This window comes from Pseudomonas sp. NPDC088890 (genome assembly GCF_044900155.1).
Classification (GTDB): Bacteria; Pseudomonadota; Gammaproteobacteria; order Pseudomonadales; family Pseudomonadaceae; genus Aquipseudomonas; species Aquipseudomonas urmiensis.
This window is the reverse complement of record NZ_JBJDNG010000006.1, coordinates 59,149-74,601: the sequence shown is the minus strand read 5'-3', so window position 1 is coordinate 74,601 and position 15,453 is coordinate 59,149. Positions and strand designations below refer to the sequence as shown.

The 15,453-nt window shown below is 61.7% G+C and carries 17 protein-coding genes; 6 read left to right on the top strand and 11 right to left on the bottom strand.

The features are described 5' to 3' along the window. Nucleotides 1-67 precede the first annotated feature (67 nt). From ACI2JX_RS14470 to rplU, 5 genes are all read right to left on the bottom strand, one after another. Complete coding sequence (locus ACI2JX_RS14470) at nt 68-529, bottom strand: CreA family protein (RefSeq protein WP_186554226.1); 462 nt, start codon at nt 527-529, stop codon at nt 68-70. A 4-nt stretch (nt 530-533) separates the two neighbouring features. Then, nucleotides 534-1,652 (bottom strand): glutamate 5-kinase, encoded by a 1,119-nt coding sequence (proB, locus tag ACI2JX_RS14465; protein WP_186554227.1) that lies wholly within the window; start codon nt 1,650-1,652, stop codon nt 534-536. Between the two features lie 76 nt (nt 1,653-1,728). Continuing rightward, entirely contained in the window at nt 1,729-2,955 is a 1,227-nt protein-coding gene (cgtA, locus tag ACI2JX_RS14460; RefSeq protein WP_264234698.1) for an Obg family GTPase CgtA, read from the bottom strand. A gap of 186 nt (nt 2,956-3,141) precedes the next feature. Beyond that, on the bottom strand, nt 3,142-3,399 hold the full coding sequence (gene rpmA, locus ACI2JX_RS14455; protein WP_101316402.1) for a 50S ribosomal protein L27: 258 nt from the start codon (nt 3,397-3,399) through the stop codon (nt 3,142-3,144). A 38-nt stretch (nt 3,400-3,437) separates the two neighbouring features. Beyond that, nucleotides 3,438-3,752, bottom strand: a complete 315-nt coding sequence (rplU, locus tag ACI2JX_RS14450) for a 50S ribosomal protein L21 (RefSeq protein ID WP_011532169.1) — start codon at nt 3,750-3,752, stop codon at nt 3,438-3,440. A 245-nt stretch (nt 3,753-3,997) separates the two neighbouring features. Here rplU and ACI2JX_RS14445 point away from each other — a divergent pair, with 245 nt between their 5' ends. The 3 genes from ACI2JX_RS14445 (at nt 3,998) to ACI2JX_RS14435 (ending at nt 5,863) form a co-directional block, all read left to right on the top strand. Continuing rightward, the gene (locus ACI2JX_RS14445) at nt 3,998-4,966 is read left to right on the top strand and encodes a polyprenyl synthetase family protein (protein WP_264234697.1); all 969 of its coding nucleotides are present in this window, start codon (nt 3,998-4,000) and stop codon (nt 4,964-4,966) included. 160 nt (nt 4,967-5,126) lie between these two features. Beyond that, nucleotides 5,127-5,468 carry a zinc ribbon domain-containing protein YjdM gene (locus ACI2JX_RS14440; RefSeq protein WP_264234696.1) on the top strand — a complete coding sequence of 114 codons (342 nt, stop codon included), beginning with the start codon at nt 5,127-5,129 and terminating at the stop codon, nt 5,466-5,468. A gap of 149 nt (nt 5,469-5,617) precedes the next feature. Beyond that, nucleotides 5,618-5,863, top strand: coding sequence for a hypothetical protein (locus tag ACI2JX_RS14435; protein ID WP_186554231.1), 246 nt, complete (start codon nt 5,618-5,620; stop codon nt 5,861-5,863). A 123-nt stretch (nt 5,864-5,986) separates the two neighbouring features. Here the strand turns inward: ACI2JX_RS14435 and ACI2JX_RS14430 are convergent, their stop codons facing one another. From ACI2JX_RS14430 to ACI2JX_RS14410, 5 genes are all read right to left on the bottom strand, one after another. Beyond that, complete coding sequence (locus tag ACI2JX_RS14430) at nt 5,987-6,604, bottom strand: FKBP-type peptidyl-prolyl cis-trans isomerase (RefSeq protein WP_186554232.1); 618 nt, start codon at nt 6,602-6,604, stop codon at nt 5,987-5,989. Nucleotides 6,605-6,690: 86 nt separating this feature from the next. Further along, on the bottom strand, nt 6,691-6,996 hold the full coding sequence (locus tag ACI2JX_RS14425) for a DUF6482 family protein (protein WP_186554233.1): 306 nt from the start codon (nt 6,994-6,996) through the stop codon (nt 6,691-6,693). Between the two features lie 136 nt (nt 6,997-7,132). Further along, entirely contained in the window at nt 7,133-7,621 is a 489-nt protein-coding gene (locus tag ACI2JX_RS14420; RefSeq protein ID WP_186554234.1) for a TIGR00645 family protein, read from the bottom strand. 218 nt (nt 7,622-7,839) lie between these two features. Further along, entirely contained in the window at nt 7,840-8,178 is a 339-nt protein-coding gene (locus ACI2JX_RS14415) for a hypothetical protein (RefSeq protein ID WP_084297418.1), read from the bottom strand. A 163-nt stretch (nt 8,179-8,341) separates the two neighbouring features. Then, the gene (locus ACI2JX_RS14410) at nt 8,342-10,780 is read right to left on the bottom strand and encodes a Lon protease family protein (protein ID WP_368972158.1); all 2,439 of its coding nucleotides are present in this window, start codon (nt 10,778-10,780) and stop codon (nt 8,342-8,344) included. A gap of 256 nt (nt 10,781-11,036) precedes the next feature. On the opposite strand from ACI2JX_RS14410, the gene ACI2JX_RS14405 reads away from it, so the two are divergent. The 3 genes from ACI2JX_RS14405 to ACI2JX_RS14395 all read left to right on the top strand — a co-directional run bounded on the left by ACI2JX_RS14405 (nt 11,037) and on the right by ACI2JX_RS14395 (nt 13,944). Then, nucleotides 11,037-11,525 (top strand): DUF3015 domain-containing protein, encoded by a 489-nt coding sequence (locus ACI2JX_RS14405; RefSeq protein WP_186554236.1) that lies wholly within the window; start codon nt 11,037-11,039, stop codon nt 11,523-11,525. Nucleotides 11,526-11,602: 77 nt separating this feature from the next. Continuing rightward, on the top strand, nt 11,603-13,456 hold the full coding sequence (locus ACI2JX_RS14400; protein ID WP_264234694.1) for a DUF4105 domain-containing protein: 1,854 nt from the start codon (nt 11,603-11,605) through the stop codon (nt 13,454-13,456). A gap of 131 nt (nt 13,457-13,587) precedes the next feature. Then, the gene (locus tag ACI2JX_RS14395) at nt 13,588-13,944 is read left to right on the top strand and encodes a hypothetical protein (protein WP_404690338.1); all 357 of its coding nucleotides are present in this window, start codon (nt 13,588-13,590) and stop codon (nt 13,942-13,944) included. Between the two features lie 46 nt (nt 13,945-13,990). Here the strand turns inward: ACI2JX_RS14395 and gdhA are convergent, their stop codons facing one another. Next, nucleotides 13,991-15,331 carry an NADP-specific glutamate dehydrogenase gene (gene gdhA, locus ACI2JX_RS14390; protein ID WP_186554238.1) on the bottom strand — a complete coding sequence of 447 codons (1,341 nt, stop codon included), beginning with the start codon at nt 15,329-15,331 and terminating at the stop codon, nt 13,991-13,993. Between the last annotated feature and the right edge of the window lie 122 nt (nt 15,332-15,453).

Below are 15,453 nucleotides of genomic sequence, written 5' to 3'. Positions count from 1 at the left end.
AGCCCACCCAGCATGGCGGGATGGCATCGTGGGAGCGGGCTTGCCCCGCGATCATTTCAACGCAGTCTTACTGCGCCCACGGCACGATCGGAATCGCCGTCACCGCATTTTGCGGGCTGCCTTCGATCAGGCGGTCGCTGTACACCAGATAGACCAAGGTATTGCGCTTCTTGTCGAGGAAACGCACCACCTGCATGGTCTTGAACACCAGCGAGGTGCGTTCCTTGAACACTTCCTCGCCATCCTTGAGTTCGCCCTTGAAGTTGATCGGCCCAACCTGACGGCAAGCAATCGACGCCTCGGCGCGATCCTCGGCCAAGCCTAAACCACCTTTCAAACCCCCGGTCTTGGCCCGCGACAGGTAGCAGGTCACGCCCTCGACCTTGGGATCGTCGAACGCCTCGACGACAATCCGGTCATTAGGCCCAACGAACTTGAACACGGTGGACACCTGGCCAACTTCCTCGGCACTCGCGACCATCGGCAGCGCCAGCGCCGCCACGGCAATCAGCCTTTTCAACACTGTCATTTCCTCAGACCAGAACCAGGTTATCGCGGTGCACCAGCTCAGGCTCTGCGCTATACCCGAGCAGGGCTTCGATGGCATCGGACGGCTGGCCGATGATCTTCTGCGCTTCAAGGGCACTGTAGTTGGCGAGGCCGCGCGCGACCTCCTGGCCATCAGGGCCGACGCAGACCACCATCTCGCCACGCCGGAAGCTGCCCTGGACGGTTTTCACACCGACCGGCAACAGGCTCTTGTTGGCCCCGCGCAGGGCCTGTACGGCACCGGCGTCGAGCACCAGGGTGCCACGGGTCTGCAAGTGGCCAGCCAGCCACTGCTTGCGCGCCGCGAGCATGCCGCGCTCAGGTGACAGCAAGGTGCCCAGGCGCTCGCCGGCCTTGAGCCGATCGAGCACGCGCTCGATACGCCCACCAACGATGATGGTGTGGGCGCCGGAACGCGCCGCCAGGCGCGCAGCGCGCAGCTTGGTCTGCATGCCGCCACGGCCCAGTGCACCACCCGTGCTGCCAGCCACGGCATCCAGTGCCGGATCATCGGCGCGGGCCTCGAAGATCAACTGGGCATCGGGGTTGTTGCGTGGGTCGGCGTCGAACATGCCGTCGCGGTCGGTGAGAATCACCAGCAAGTCGGCTTCCACCAGGTTGGCCACCAAGGCGGCCAGGGTGTCGTTGTCGCCGAAGCGGATCTCGTCGGTGACCACGGTGTCGTTCTCGTTGATCACCGGCACCACACCCAGGTCAACCAGGGTGCGCAGGGTGCTGCGGGCATTGAGGTAACGCTTGCGGTCGGAAAGGTCGTCGTGGGTCAGAAGAATCTGCGCGGTGTGCTTGCCGTGCTCGCCGAAGCTCGACTCCCAAGCCTGCACCAGGCGCATCTGGCCCAGCGAAGCAGCGGCCTGCAGCTCGTTCATCGCGCTCGGTCGCTTGCTCCAACCGAGCTGGCTCATGCCTGCCGCCACGGCCCCAGAGGAGACCAGCACCAGTTCCACGCCTGCTTCGCGCAAGGCCACCATCTGCTCGACCCAAACACCCATGGCGCCGCGGTCCAGGCCCTTGCCATCCGCGGTCAGCAGGGCGCTGCCGATCTTCACGACCCAGCGCTTCGCGCCCGTCACCTTGCTTCGCATCTTCTTCCAACCTATGTCGAATCTGTAGATACCAAAACGCCGCTCATTTGAGCGGCGTTTAGTGTACTGCAACCGGTCAGTCGCGCACGTAAATGATTTCCGGACCGTCTTCGTCGTCCTCGAAATCATCATCCCAGTCGTCATCGTCGCCGATGTCATGCACGCTCTTGACGCCAGTGCGGCGCAGGGTGCGGGCATCGTCCAGGGCCTGCAACTGAGCACGGGCTTCGTCTTCGATACGCTGATCGAGCTCGGCCAGCTCTTGGGCGTAGGCCGGGTCGTTGGCCAGGCGATCGGCGCGGTCTTCGAGATAGCGCATCAGGTCGCGGCTGAGCTGCTCGGTGCCCTGCTTGGAGATGGCCGAGATCACGTAGACCGGACCTTCCCACTGCAGGCGATCGACCACTTCCTTGACGCGCTCGTCGCGCTCGTCGTCCATGATCATGTCCGACTTGTTCAACACCAGCCAGCGCTCGCGCTGGGCCAGCGACGGGCTGAAGCTGGTCAGCTCGTTGACGATCACTTCAGCGGCATCGGCCGGGCTGGTTTCATCCAGCGGCGCCAGGTCGACCAGGTGCAGCAGCACGCGGGTACGGGCCAGGTGCTTGAGGAAGCGGATACCCAGGCCAGCACCGTCGGAGGCACCTTCGATCAGGCCCGGGATGTCGGCGATGACGAAGCTCTTCCAGCGGTCGACACTGACCACACCCAGGTTCGGCACCAGGGTGGTGAACGGGTAGTCGGCGACTTTCGGCTTGGCGGCCGAAACTGCGCGGATGAAGGTGCTCTTGCCGGCGTTGGGCAGACCGAGCAGGCCGACGTCGGCCAGCACCTTCATTTCCAGCTTCAGGTCACGCTGATCACCTGGCTTGCCTGGGGTGGTCTGGCGCGGTGCCCGGTTGGTGCTGGACTTGAAACGGGTGTTGCCCAGGCCGTGCCAGCCGCCTTGGGCGACCATCAGCTTCTGGCCAGGAGCGATCAGGTCGCCGATCACTTCTTGGGTCGAAGCGTCGATCACCGTGGTGCCGACCGGTACGCGCAGGATCAGGTCTTCACCTTTCTTGCCGGTGCAGTCGGTGCTGCCGCCGTTGGCGCCGCGCTGGGCTTCGTGGTGACGGGTGTAGCGGTAGTCGACCAAGGTATTGAGGTTTTCGTCGGCGACCATGAACACCGAGCCACCGTCGCCACCATCGCCACCGTTGGGGCCACCGTTCTCGATGAACTTCTCGCGGCGGAAGCTCATGCAACCGTTACCGCCATCACCGGCTTTGACCCGGATCGATACTTCGTCAACAAACTTCATAAAAACCGCCTCTCGTCAGGTGACGAGCTGAAATGACTCAAAAACATGAGGCTCTTGCAAAAATGAGCGCGGCGACCCCGATACGCAGAGACCAACGCCGGCAGCCCAGGCAAACAGCTTTGCAAGAGGCTCACCACAAACGAAAAAGCCCCGTCGCATGACGGGGCTTCTCCAGCGACAGCGCGATTAGCCCGCGACGACGCTCACGTAACGGCGGTTGAACTCGCCTTTCTTCTCGAACTTGATCACGCCTTCGATCTTAGCGAACAGGGTGTGATCTTTGCCCATGCCAACGCCGTAGCCGGCGTGGAACTGGGTGCCGCGCTGGCGGACGATGATGTTGCCGGCCTTGATGACCTGGCCGCCATACATCTTCACGCCAAGGCGTTTCGATTCTGAGTCGCGACCGTTACGAGTACTACCACCAGCCTTCTTGTGAGCCATGGTTCAATTCTCCAAATAAATTCAGGGGATCTAGGAAATTAAGCCTGGATGCCGGTGATTTTGATCTCGGTGAACCACTGGCGGTGGCCCATACGCTTCATGTGGTGCTTACGACGACGGAACTTGATGATACGAACCTTGTCGTGACGGCCTTGCGAAACGACTTCAGCAACGACCTTGGCACCAGCAACGACTGGAGCGCCGATGGTAACGTCGTCGCCGTTGGCGACCAGCAGGACGCGATCGAAAGTCACGGATTCGCCAGTAGCGACTTCCAGTTTCTCGATCTTGAGGAATTCACCTTCAGCGACTTTGTACTGCTTGCCGCCGGTAACGATTACTGCGTAAGACATGGTATTTCTCCGATAATCCTGCTCACCCAGCTCTTTATATGATGAGTATTGGCTGGCATGGCTGCACAAGGCTGGAACGGCCCGGCGCAATTGCGTAAGGCAGGTGCTGCCCAGGAAAGTTAGGGTGCGCGATTGTACGCAACCCAAGATTGCCTTGCAAGTCCCGCCCCCGGCCGCCAGGCACCGTGCCTTGACACACCGGGACCCGCGACCTAGCATGCCGCGCAACCCCAATGGAGCAGCCGATGCAACCCCAAACCTTCTACCGCGCGGTAGCTGACGATTTCAGCGCCGTCGACGAGATCATCAAGAAGCAGCTGACCTCGCGCGTGCCGCTGGTATCGAAGATCGGCGACTATATCACTTCCGCCGGTGGCAAGCGCCTGCGCCCCCTGCTGGTGCTGCTGTGCGGCAAGGCATTGGGCCGCGAAGGCGACGACCTGCGCCTGCTCGCCGCGACCATCGAGTTCCTGCACACCGCCACCCTGCTGCATGACGACGTGGTCGACATGTCTGGCATGCGCCGTGGTCGCTCCACCGCCAATGCCCTGTGGGGCAACGCGCCGAGCGTGCTGGTCGGTGACTTCCTCTATTCGCGCTCGTTCGAAATGATGGTCGAGCTGGGCTCGATGCCGGTCATGCAGATCCTCTCCAAGGCCACCCGGGTCATCGCCGAGGGTGAAGTGCTGCAGCTGTCGCGGGTACGTGACGCCAGCACCACCGAAGAGGTGTACATGGAGGTCATCCGCGGCAAGACCGCGATGCTGTTCGAAGCGTCGACTCACAGTGCCGCGGCACTGGCCCAAGCCAGCAACGAACAGCGCGAGGCCCTGCGCACCTTTGGCGATCACCTGGGCGTGGCCTTCCAGCTGGTCGACGACCTGCTCGACTACAAGGGCGACTCGCAAACCCTGGGCAAGAACGTCGGCGACGATCTGGCCGAGGGCAAGCCGACCCTGCCGCTGATCTACACCATGCGCGAAGGCACTGCCGAGCAGGCTGCCCTGGTGCGCCAGGCGATCCAAAAAGGCGGCCTGGATGATCTGGAGCAGATCCGCGCAGCCGTGGAAGCCTCTGGCGCCCTCGACTACACCGCGCAGATGGCCCGCGACTATGTCGCTCGTGCCATTGCCTGCCTGGAAGTGCTGCCAGCCAGCGAATACCGCGATGCACTGGTCGAGCTGAGTGAGTTTGCGGTCGCTCGTACCCACTGATATCGCGTAACCCCCATCGCGGGGCAAGCCCGCTGCCATGTATGCCCTTCGCTACGTGGGAGCGGGCTTGCCCCGCGATTGCATTTGCACGCTCAACGCACATTTGCCAGACAAAACCTTATATAATGTGGGTTTTTACCCGTCTGTCCGAGGAACCGTAGTGAGCACTTTGCCACCCTGCCCCAAATGCAACTCCGAATACACCTACGAGGATGGCGCTCAGCTGATCTGCCCTGAATGCGCCCACGAGTGGTCGGCCAACGGCGAAGCCGAAGCGGCCAGCGATGACGTGGTGAAGAAGGATTCGGTGGGCAATGTCCTGCAAGATGGCGACACCGTCACCGTAATCAAGGACCTCAAGGTCAAAGGCTCGTCGCTGGTGGTCAAGGTCGGCACCAAGGTCAAGAACATCCGTCTGTGCGACGGCGATCATGACATCGATTGCAAGATCGACGGCATCGGCGCGATGAAGCTCAAATCCGAGTTCGTGCGCAAGGTCTGATCGGCTCTTCTTCGGGGCTGCCAGCCGGTGGCCCCAACAGATCCTGCAACAGGATCGAGTGACCATTGGCGAAAAAACGCCAATAGACCCTTGCTATTCTGATAATAAGAATTATTCTCATTGGAAATTGCTCTCCAAGGAGAATAGCCATGACTTATCTGATCGACGCCTGGCTGGACCGCCCCCACCCTTACCTGAGAATTCTCCACCGCGAGACCGGCGAAGTGTGCGCTGTGCTTGAGGAAGAAGCGCTGGATGAATTGCGCGACCAGGGTGACCTGGATATGACTGGATTGAATTCGAGTGAGCCAGGGGTGCTCAAGGAGCTGGTGCGTAATTTGTTTCTGTTTTGCTATGCCCGGGCGTTGCGCCCTGGGGGGACAGACTGGAACTGATAGCAGAGCGCGAGGGCTGCGCCCTCGTTCGCGGGCAAGCCCGCTCCCACAAGGGCCCACTGGTATTGAGAACAGTGGTGATCCTGTGGGGGCGGGCTTGCCCGCGAAAGGGCGCAACAGGTCTTACAGAACGTCGAGCAGCTCGACGTCGAAGACCAGTACGCTGTGCGGCGGGATGCTGCCAACGCCTTGAGCGCCGTAGGCCAACTCGCTCGGCACGTACAGGCGCCATTTGCTACCAGCGTTCATCAGCTGCAGGGCTTCGGTCCAGCCAGCGATCACGCCGCCCACCGGGAATTCAGCCGGTTGGCCACGCTCGTAGGAGCTGTCGAACACGGTGCCGTCGATCAGGGTGCCGTGGTAGTGGGTACGCACGTTGTCTTCACGGGTCGGCTTAGCGCCTTCGCCCGCGGTCAACACTTCGAATTGCAGACCGGAAGCCAGGGTGGTGATGCCGTCACGCTTGGCGTTTTCAGCCAAGAATTCCAGGCCGGCAGCAGCAGCCAGCTCAGCCTTCGCGGCAGCTTCGGCTTGCATGATGTCGCGGATGGTCTTGAAGGCAGCCGACAGGTCAGCCTCGCTGACGCGGCTTTCTTTGCCGGCGAAAGCGTCGGTCAAGCCAGCCAGGATGGCTTCCAGGCTCACGCCTGGTGGCGGGTTGTCGCGCAGTTGGCCACCCAGCTGACGGCCGATGCCGTAGCTGACGCGGGTTTCGTCGGTGGACAGATTGAGTTCGGACATTAGCTTGCTCCGCTGCAGGGCGCAGTGACGCCGCGCCCTTGATCAAAAGGGCGAGCAGCCTAGCACACTGCGGCGCAGCAGATCAGCTACCAGGCCGAGCGCGGCGAGATCGGCACCTTGAGGTCTTCTTCGGGATGATTGCCCATGCCACACATTTCGTCCTGCACCGACCAATGGATCAGGTTCATCGACAGCAGCGGCATGGCCTGCAGCAAATGCCGCGCATCCTCGACCGAGCGCACCCGCAAGCGCTCGCCACGGTTGTCGGCCAGTGGATGGGCACGCCCGCGCACACGGGCCTCTAGCAGATAGTCGCCGCCTTCGATGGCGATCAGGTTGACTTCATCGACCCGGCCCGCCCTGGCCTCACCGTTCAGTTCATGCAGGTTCATGGGAGCACCTCGCTGGGGGAACCACGCGTGATCGCTCATCTTTTGTACAGCTGAAACAAAAGCACAAGGTTTAAACGCAACCGCCCGTCCGTTTTACAACGGACGGGCGGTTGTACAACCTCAACGCGCAGCGCGATCAGTGCTTGGTCAGCTTGTCCAGGTAGCCCATGACGAACGCCGAGATCACGAAGGTCATGTGGATGATCACGTACCACATCAGCTTGTCGGTGGAGATGTTCTGGGCATCCATGAACACCCGCAGCAGGTGGATCGAGGAGATCGCCACGATCGAGGCGGCAACCTTCATCTTCAGCGAGGAGGAGTCCATCTTGCCCAACCAGTTGAGCTTCTCCTTGCTGTCGTCGATATCCAGCTGCGAGACGAAGTTCTCGTAGCCCGAGATCATCACCATCACCAGCAGGCCGCCGACCAGCGACATGTCGATCAGTGACAGGATCACCAGGATCAGGTCGGCCTCGCTCAGGGCGAAGACGTTAGGCAGGACGTGCAGGACTTCTTGGAAAAACTTCAGCGCCAGCGCCAGCAGGCCAAGCGACAGGCCAAAGTAGATAGGGGCAAGCAACCAACGCGAGGCGTACATCGCGTTTTCGAGGATACGTTCCATGGAGGATAGAGACTCGTCAGGTGAGCGGAAAGCGAGGGCGAGTATAGCCAGCCACCTGTGACAGCAAAAGCCTGCGGCGGGTTGCCGCAGTAGCCAGGCCTGGGAACCAAGTCGGGCTTTTCGCGGGCAAGCCCGCTCCCACAGGGATAGCGCTCATCTTCACAGCGGCACCGTGCCTGAGGGAGTGGGCTTGCCCGCGAAAAGGCCAACCCGGTGTATCAGGTTTCTGGGTGGAATTGATAATCCCCAAGATTTCGACAGCGCTCGCCGTTGATCTTGCGCAGCTGCGCCTGCAAGTGCAGACACCAGATCTGCGGATCCTCGGCCACCTGGTATCCATGCAAGGTGAGGCTGTCGACGATGGCGTTGAGCACGGACTCAGCCACCAATGGCCCATGGAAGGGCCCCTGGGCCTTGATTGCCGAGGGTTGTTCGCCGGCCATGCCGGCGGCGAACAGCAACGTCCACATGCCATTGTCGCCGGCAAGCGGACGGATGCTGCATTCGATGCGGGTCACCAGGCCCAGGCACTGGCGGGTGAGGCTGAGGTTGCGCATGGCCGCGTCCCCTCTGAAAAGCCCAGTTCAGCCTTCGATCACCAGGCTGTTTCCATCCTGAACGCTGTAGCCATCCTTAAGTTCCAGCATAGAAGAAAGCCGCAAAAAGATGGAAAACCGGCGCTGAACGGTAGCACATGGCCGCCAGCGCCGATTTATTGACTTACGCAGGCTTAGCCTGGGCCACCATCTCCTCCAAACGCTCCTTTTCTGCGTCCTTGATGTCTTCTTCGCTGATCATCTCGGCGATCTCGCTGAGCCGCTCGACCACCCGCGCGTTGACACTGCCTTCGGGGAATTCGCCCTTGTCATCCGGCGTACCGGCCTCTTCGCCGACCAACAGGCTCAGCGCTTCATCGGCCTGGCTCACCGCATAGACATTGAACAGCCCCGACTCCACCGCTTGCAGCACGCGCTCATCGAGCATCAGGGTGGCGACGTTGGCGCGGGGAATGATCACCCCTTGCTCACCGGTCAGGCCACGCGCCTCGCACAGGCGGAAGAAGCCCTCGATCTTCTCGTTGACCCCGCCGACCGCCTGCACTTCGCCAAACTGGTTGATCGAGCCGGTGATGGCGAAGCACTGCTTGAGTGGCGTGCGCGACAGCGCAGAGATCAACGTGCAGGCTTCACCCAGCGAAGCACTGTCGCCGTCGACATAGCCGTAGGACTGCTCCAGGGCGATGCTCGCCGAAATCGCCAGGGGGAATTCCTGGGCGTAGCGACTGCCCAGGTAGCCGGTGAGAATCATCACCCCTTTGGAGTGGATCGGTTGGCCCAGGTTGACCTCACGCTCGATGTCGACGATGCCACTGCCGCCCGGGTATACCGTGGCGGAAATCCGCGCCGGCATACCGAACGCCGAATCGCCCACTTCAAGCACGGTCAAGCCGTTGCACTTGCCGATCGCTGCCCCTTCGGTGTCGATCAGGATGATCCCGGCAAGCATGTCGTCGAGCACTCGCTGCGAGACCCGCCCGGTACGGGTGGCCTTGGCCTTGAGGGCGCGTTCGATATGCCCGGCGTCGGTCATCTCGTCATTGGCCAGCTGGCGAATGAAGTCGGCTTCGCTGACCAGTTGGAACAGGTCACCGATGCGCGCCGACAGCCGCGACTGATTCTCCGCCAAGCGTGCGCTGTAGGTGGCCAGGCGCGCCACCGCATCGCTGGTCAGCGGCGCCATCCCCTCCTCGTTGGTGCGGGTGCGCAACAACTGGGCGAACTGCTCCAGGTTCTCGTCGACCATCGGCATGTCTTCGTCGAAGTCGACCAGCACCCGGAACATCTCCTGGAAGTCTGGGTCGTGATCCTGCAAGGCGTAGTACAGCTGACGCGAGCCGATGATGATCAGCTTGACGTTGAGCGGGATCACCTGCGGCGTCAGGCTCACCGTGGCCACCCGGCCCAGCTCGCCCAGCGGCGACTCCATTTTCAGCTTGCGCGATTGCAAGGCGCGCTTGAGGCCATCCCAGACGAAGGGCTCGCCGAGCATCTTCTCGGCTTCAAGGATCAGGAAACCACCATTGGCTCGGTGCAGTGCACCCGGACGCAGTTGGCGATAGGAGGTGTACAGCGCGCCTTGGTCGGTGCTGTATTCGATCCGCCCGAACAGGTTGTCGTAGGTCGGGTGTGGCTCGAACACCACCGGCGCGCCGCCGCTGATGTGATGGCCGACCACCAGGCTCGGCGCGTACTGCTCCTCGAGCATCTTGCGCGCCACGGCGTCGGTCTTGCTGTCATCGACCAACTGCTCGACCACCGTGCGCAGCAGGTTCAGTTGCACCGATTGCAGGTAGGCGCAGACGGCCGCGTTCTCGGCGTACTTCTCCGACAGCGGGGCCAACAGGGGCTGCAGCGCCAGGGTGATGGTTTCTTCGTTGAGCTGGCGCAGCTGATTGTTCGACTCACGTTTCCACTGCGGCAGGCTGGAGAGCTCCTCGTTGAGGCGCTCTTCAAGCTCGGCGATATCCTCGTGGAAACGCTCGCGCACCTCCTCCGGCAGCTGGGCGAACTCGGCCTCATCCAGCGCCTTGCCCTCGCTCATCGGGGTGAAGGCGACGTTGCTGGCATCGCGATAGAGCGCCACGTCTTTTTCCAGCGACGCCCGTTCGATCACATCCAGGGCGCGGTCATAGCGTTGGTTGAAGGCGCGGTCGATGGCGCCTTTCTTCTGCTGGTAGGACGGGTGTTCGAACACGGCCGGGAAGGTCGCCAACAAGTTGTCGATCAGACCGCCCATGTCGCTGATGAATTCGCTGGCGGTGCCCGACGGCAACTCCAGCGCGCGGGGTTCGCGCGAGTCTTCGAAGTTATTGACGTAGACCCAGTCAGCCGGGGTCTGCTGGCGCTTGCCCTCAGCCTTGAGGTAGCGCTTGACGAACGAGAAGCGGCCGGTGCCCGGCTCGCCCATCACATACACGTTGTAACCAGGGCGCGGCATGGCCACACCGAATTGCAGGGCCTCGACAGCACGCTCCTGGCCCAGGACTCCACGAAACGGCTCCAGATCGTCGGTATGAGTGAAAGCAAACTGCTCAGGAGAAAAACGCCGGGTCAGGGCTTCAGGCGCAAGACGCAGGCGCGCAGCGACAGGATCGGGCATTGGGTTTCCTTACTTCGGCGGGGCGATGGAGGCATTCTGGCGCTGCCTGCCCGCGCCTTGCAAGGCTCACTGGGACTTTATGTCGCAGCAAGGATACGGCGATTAGCGATGCAATTTTTCGCAATAAGCTACGCAACCTTTGGATCATGCCTAAACTCCAACCTTGCGCGGGTTGGCGGTTTGCTTTCCCGACCTGGCAACGGCGTTGCCAGAACCCCTGACCATTGGTACGTCTACTGAGAAAGAGAACAAAGCTATGAAACGGATTCTTCTGGGTACCCTGTTCACCGTCGTCTCGCTTAACGCCATGGCCGAAGCGCCAGGCGGCCCGAATTGCGGCTGGGGCAACATGCTGTTCGAAGGCCAGCGCGGCACTCCCGCCCACTTCCTGGCTTCCACCACCAACGGCACATCCGGCAACGCCACGTTCGGTATGACTTCCGGCACCAACGGCTGTTCGACCAAGGCTTCGCTGACCTACGGCGGCAAGTCCTGGTTCGCCATGAACGGCATGATGAACGAGCTTTCCGAAGACATGGCCCAGGGCCAGGGCGAAGCCTTGACCACCTATGCTGTGGTCCTCGGTGTAGCGCCTGAAGACCGTGCGCACTTTGCCGCGGTCACCCACCAGCACTTCGGCGAGATCTTCTCCAGCGCCGATGTCACCGCCGAAACCGTGCACAGCAACACCCTTGCCGTGCTCAAGAGCGACCCACAACTGGCCAAGTACGCCACCGAGGCTTGAGTCCGGCCCTTCCCGCCCCGGTTTCGGGGCGGGTTTGGCATTCCACCATCGGCATCATTCAGACGTAGTTGCCCGACATGCTCAAACGCCTTGCCCTTTTGACGCTGCTTGCCAGCGCCGAGCTTCACGCTGCGCCCCAGGTTGACCCGGCACGCTTGCAACAGCTGGCGGCGACGCCCTACTGGATCGCCCTTGGTCACTATGAGACCGGCAAGCTTGGCGGCTGGCGCAGCTATGTCGACGATAAAAACTTCTTCCTTGCCGAGGATGGCGGCCACCACCCCGATCGTGAGCTGGCGGCCACCGTGCAGGCGTTGTATGCGCCGGCCAGCCTTGGCGATAAACACGCCCAGTGCGTGTTCCCGGCGCGCACCCGCTGGCTGCGCGAGCAGCTTGACCTCAAAGACCTGCCGCAGCCCGATTGCCAGGAGTATCGCCAGTGGTACCAGTCGGTCGACCCGCATAGCGCGGTGTTGATATTCCCGGCAGCCTACTTGAACAGCCCGTCGTCGATGTTCGGCCACACCCTGCTGCGCATCGACCAGGCCAAGACCCGCGATGACGACACCACCCTGTTGAGCTACGCGATCAACTTCGGCGCCTATATCGAAGGCAGCGACAACAGCATCCTGTATGCCTGGAAAGGGCTGATGGGCGGCTATCCCGGGTTGTTCGCGCTGATGCCCTACCAGGAAAAATTGTCCGAATACCGCAGCCTGGAAAACCGCGACCTGTGGGAGTACCAGCTGGACCTGACCCCACAAGAAACCGGGCGCATGGTCGAGCATGTCTGGGAGCTCAAGCAGATCCAGTTCGATTACTTCTTCTTCGACGAAAACTGCTCCTATCGCCTACTGGAGTTGTTGCAGGTAGCCCGACCAGGGCTGGACCTGACTTCGCAGTTCCCGCTCACGGCGATCCCGACCGATACGGTCAAGGCAGTCAAGCAGTCGGGGCTGGTCTCCGGTGTGCGCTACCGCCCCTCGCGTGAGCGCGAATTGCTGGCGCGGGCAGATGCGCTCGATCATCAGGAGAAACAACAGGTGCTGGCGCTAAGTGCCGACACCGCACACCTGCAAAACCCCGACTTCACCGCCCTGCCCCGTCAGCGCCAAGCGCTGGTGCAGGACGCGGCGTATCGCCTGGAGCGCTACCGTGCCAACGGCCAGGAGCGCGATCCAGGCCAGGCCAAACGTAGCTTCGAGCTGCTGCGGGCGATCAACCGCAACCCACCGCCGCCGCTGCAGATCGAGCGCCCTGGACTGCCAGAGAACGGCCACCAGTCGCGCACCTGGCAACTGGGCGTGGGCAGCCGTGACGACCGTGCCTATGCCGAGTACGGCTTGCGCATGGCCTATCACGACCTCAACGACAACGCCTACGGCTTCCCGCTGGGTGCGCAGATCGAGATTCTTCAGCTCAAGCTGCGCCAATACGAAGGCAACGACTGGCAGGTACAGCGCCTGGACCTGGCGACCATTCGCTCGCTGACACCGCGTAACGAGCTGCTCAAGCCACTGTCTTGGCAGGTGGCCGGGGGGCTTGAGCGGGTGCCGGGCAAACATGATGACGAAGTGCTGGTGAGTCACGTCAACGGTGGCGCTGGCGGGACATGGCAATTGGCCGATGGCTTGCTCGGCTTTGCCCTGGGTACGGTGCGGGTCGAGCATCACAACGACTTCGCCGAATTCATCTCACCGGCTGCAGGCTTCAATGGGGGGCTGCTGTGGCGCAATGGCCTGGGCAACCTGACCCTGGAGGCCAAGGGCGACTACTTCACCAATGGTGAGGTTCGACGCAGTGTGAGTCTGAATCAGCAGTGGGAAATCAGCCCAGACCTGGGGCTGCGGTTGAGTGCCAAGCGCGAGTTCAGCCATTTGGCTTCAGCGCAGAACGAGGTGATGCTGGAGCTCAAGTGGTATCACTACTGAGTTGGCGCCATCGCGGGGCAAGCCCGGTCCGCCACGGGTTGGCGTAGGCCACAATGCTGCATTAACGGCGTTTTGACAGCATCACGACAAACCAGCCCCTAGACTTTCCACATTGCTCGGAGGTTGTGGATATGTCGCGGTGCTGGCTCGGTTTGTCGATAGCGTTGCTGCTTGCAGGTTGCCAGTCGACCCATGAGCAAATGGTCAACCAAGGCTATCCACCGGCTTATGCCGATGGTTTCCAGGATGGCTGCAGCAGCGGCCGTCAGGCTGCCGGGTTGATGGTCGGAGATTTTCGCAAGGATGTGCCCCGCTATCTGCACAACCGCCAGTATGAAAGCGGCTGGGATGATGGCTTCCGGCAGTGCCAGGCAATGCAGAGCAGCGAAGATTTGCGCGACTATCGCGAACGCTTCTGGGATGAGCGTGATCGGGAGTGGCAGCAGGAAAAGGATCAGGGCGCGGCACGAGCCTATCGGCGCAAGTAATCAAAGCCCCCAGGCATGCGCCTGGAGGCCGTCCCGCAATCGCGTGTTAAACCACACCCTGCGCCAGCATCGCATCGGCCACTTTAACGAAGCCCGCGATGTTCGCGCCCTTGACGTAGTTGACCTTGCCATCGGCCTCTTCGCCGTAATGCACGCATGCATGGTGGATCGACTGCATGATGTTGTGCAGCTTGCTGTCCACTTCACCGGCGGTCCACAGCAGGCGCATGGCGTTCTGCGACATTTCCAGGCCACTGACGGCCACTCCACCGGCGTTGGAAGCCTTGCCCGGGGCGTAGAGGATGCCCGCCTCGATGAAGATATCCACAGCGTCGAGGGTGGTCGGCATGTTGGCGCCTTCGGCCACGCAGATGCAGCCATTGCGCAGCAGGGTATGGGCGTCCTCGGCGTTCAGTTCGTTCTGCGTCGCGCACGGCAGGGCGATGTCGCAGGCCAGGGTCCACGGGGTCTGGCCCTTGCGGAACTCCAAGCCGAATTGATCAGCCAGCTCGCTGATGCGCCCGCGCTTGACGTTTTTCAGCTCCATCAAAGCATCCCACTGCGCATCGCTCAGGCCGGCTTCGCAGAACAGGGTGCCTTCGGAGTCGGACAGCGAGATGACCTTGCCGCCCAGGTCCATGACCTTGCGTGCAGCGTACTGAGCGACGTTACCCGAACCGGAGATGGCGACTCGGCGACCGTCGATGCGCAGGCCTTGGCGCTTGAGCATTTCTTCGGCGAAGTACACGCAGCCGTAACCGGTGGCTTCTGGACGAATCAGGCTGCCGCCGTAGGTCATGCCCTTGCCGGTCAGCACCGAGGTGAACTGGTTGGCCAGGCGCTTGTATTGGCCGAACATGAAGCCGATTTCGCGCGCACCCACGCCGATATCGCCAGCAGGTACGTCCAGGTCGGCACCGATGTGGCGGTACAGTTCGCTCATGAACGCCTGGCAGAAGCGCATCACTTCGGCATCGCTCTTGCCCTTCGGATCGAAGTCCGAACCACCCTTGCCGCCGCCCATGGGCAACGAGGTCAGGGAGTTCTTGAAGGTCTGCTCGAAGGCCAGGAACTTCAGCACGCTGAGGTTCACCGAGCGGTGGAAACGCAGGCCACCCTTGTACGGGCCGATGGCGCTGTTCATCTGGATGCGGTAACCGCGGTTGACCTGGACCTTGCCCTGGTCATCGACCCAGGACACGCGGAACAGGATGGCGCGCTCCGGCTCGACGATGCGCTCGAGAATACCGGCTTGCAGGTAATGCGGGTTGGCTTCGAGGAAAGGCCACAGACTGCGCAGGACCTCTTCCACGGCCTGGTGGAATTCGGGTTGGGCAGGGTCGCGTTGTTGCAGACGCGCGAGGAAGTCGTCGACGGATTCGATCATGCTAGACATCTCACCAAGAGAGGATTGGACTTATTGGTTTTTTCCCGACTTTACCAAGAAGCAATCGCACTGGAACAGGGCGAAATGTCGTTTTTATGAAATTATTTGGTGCGTTTTATATA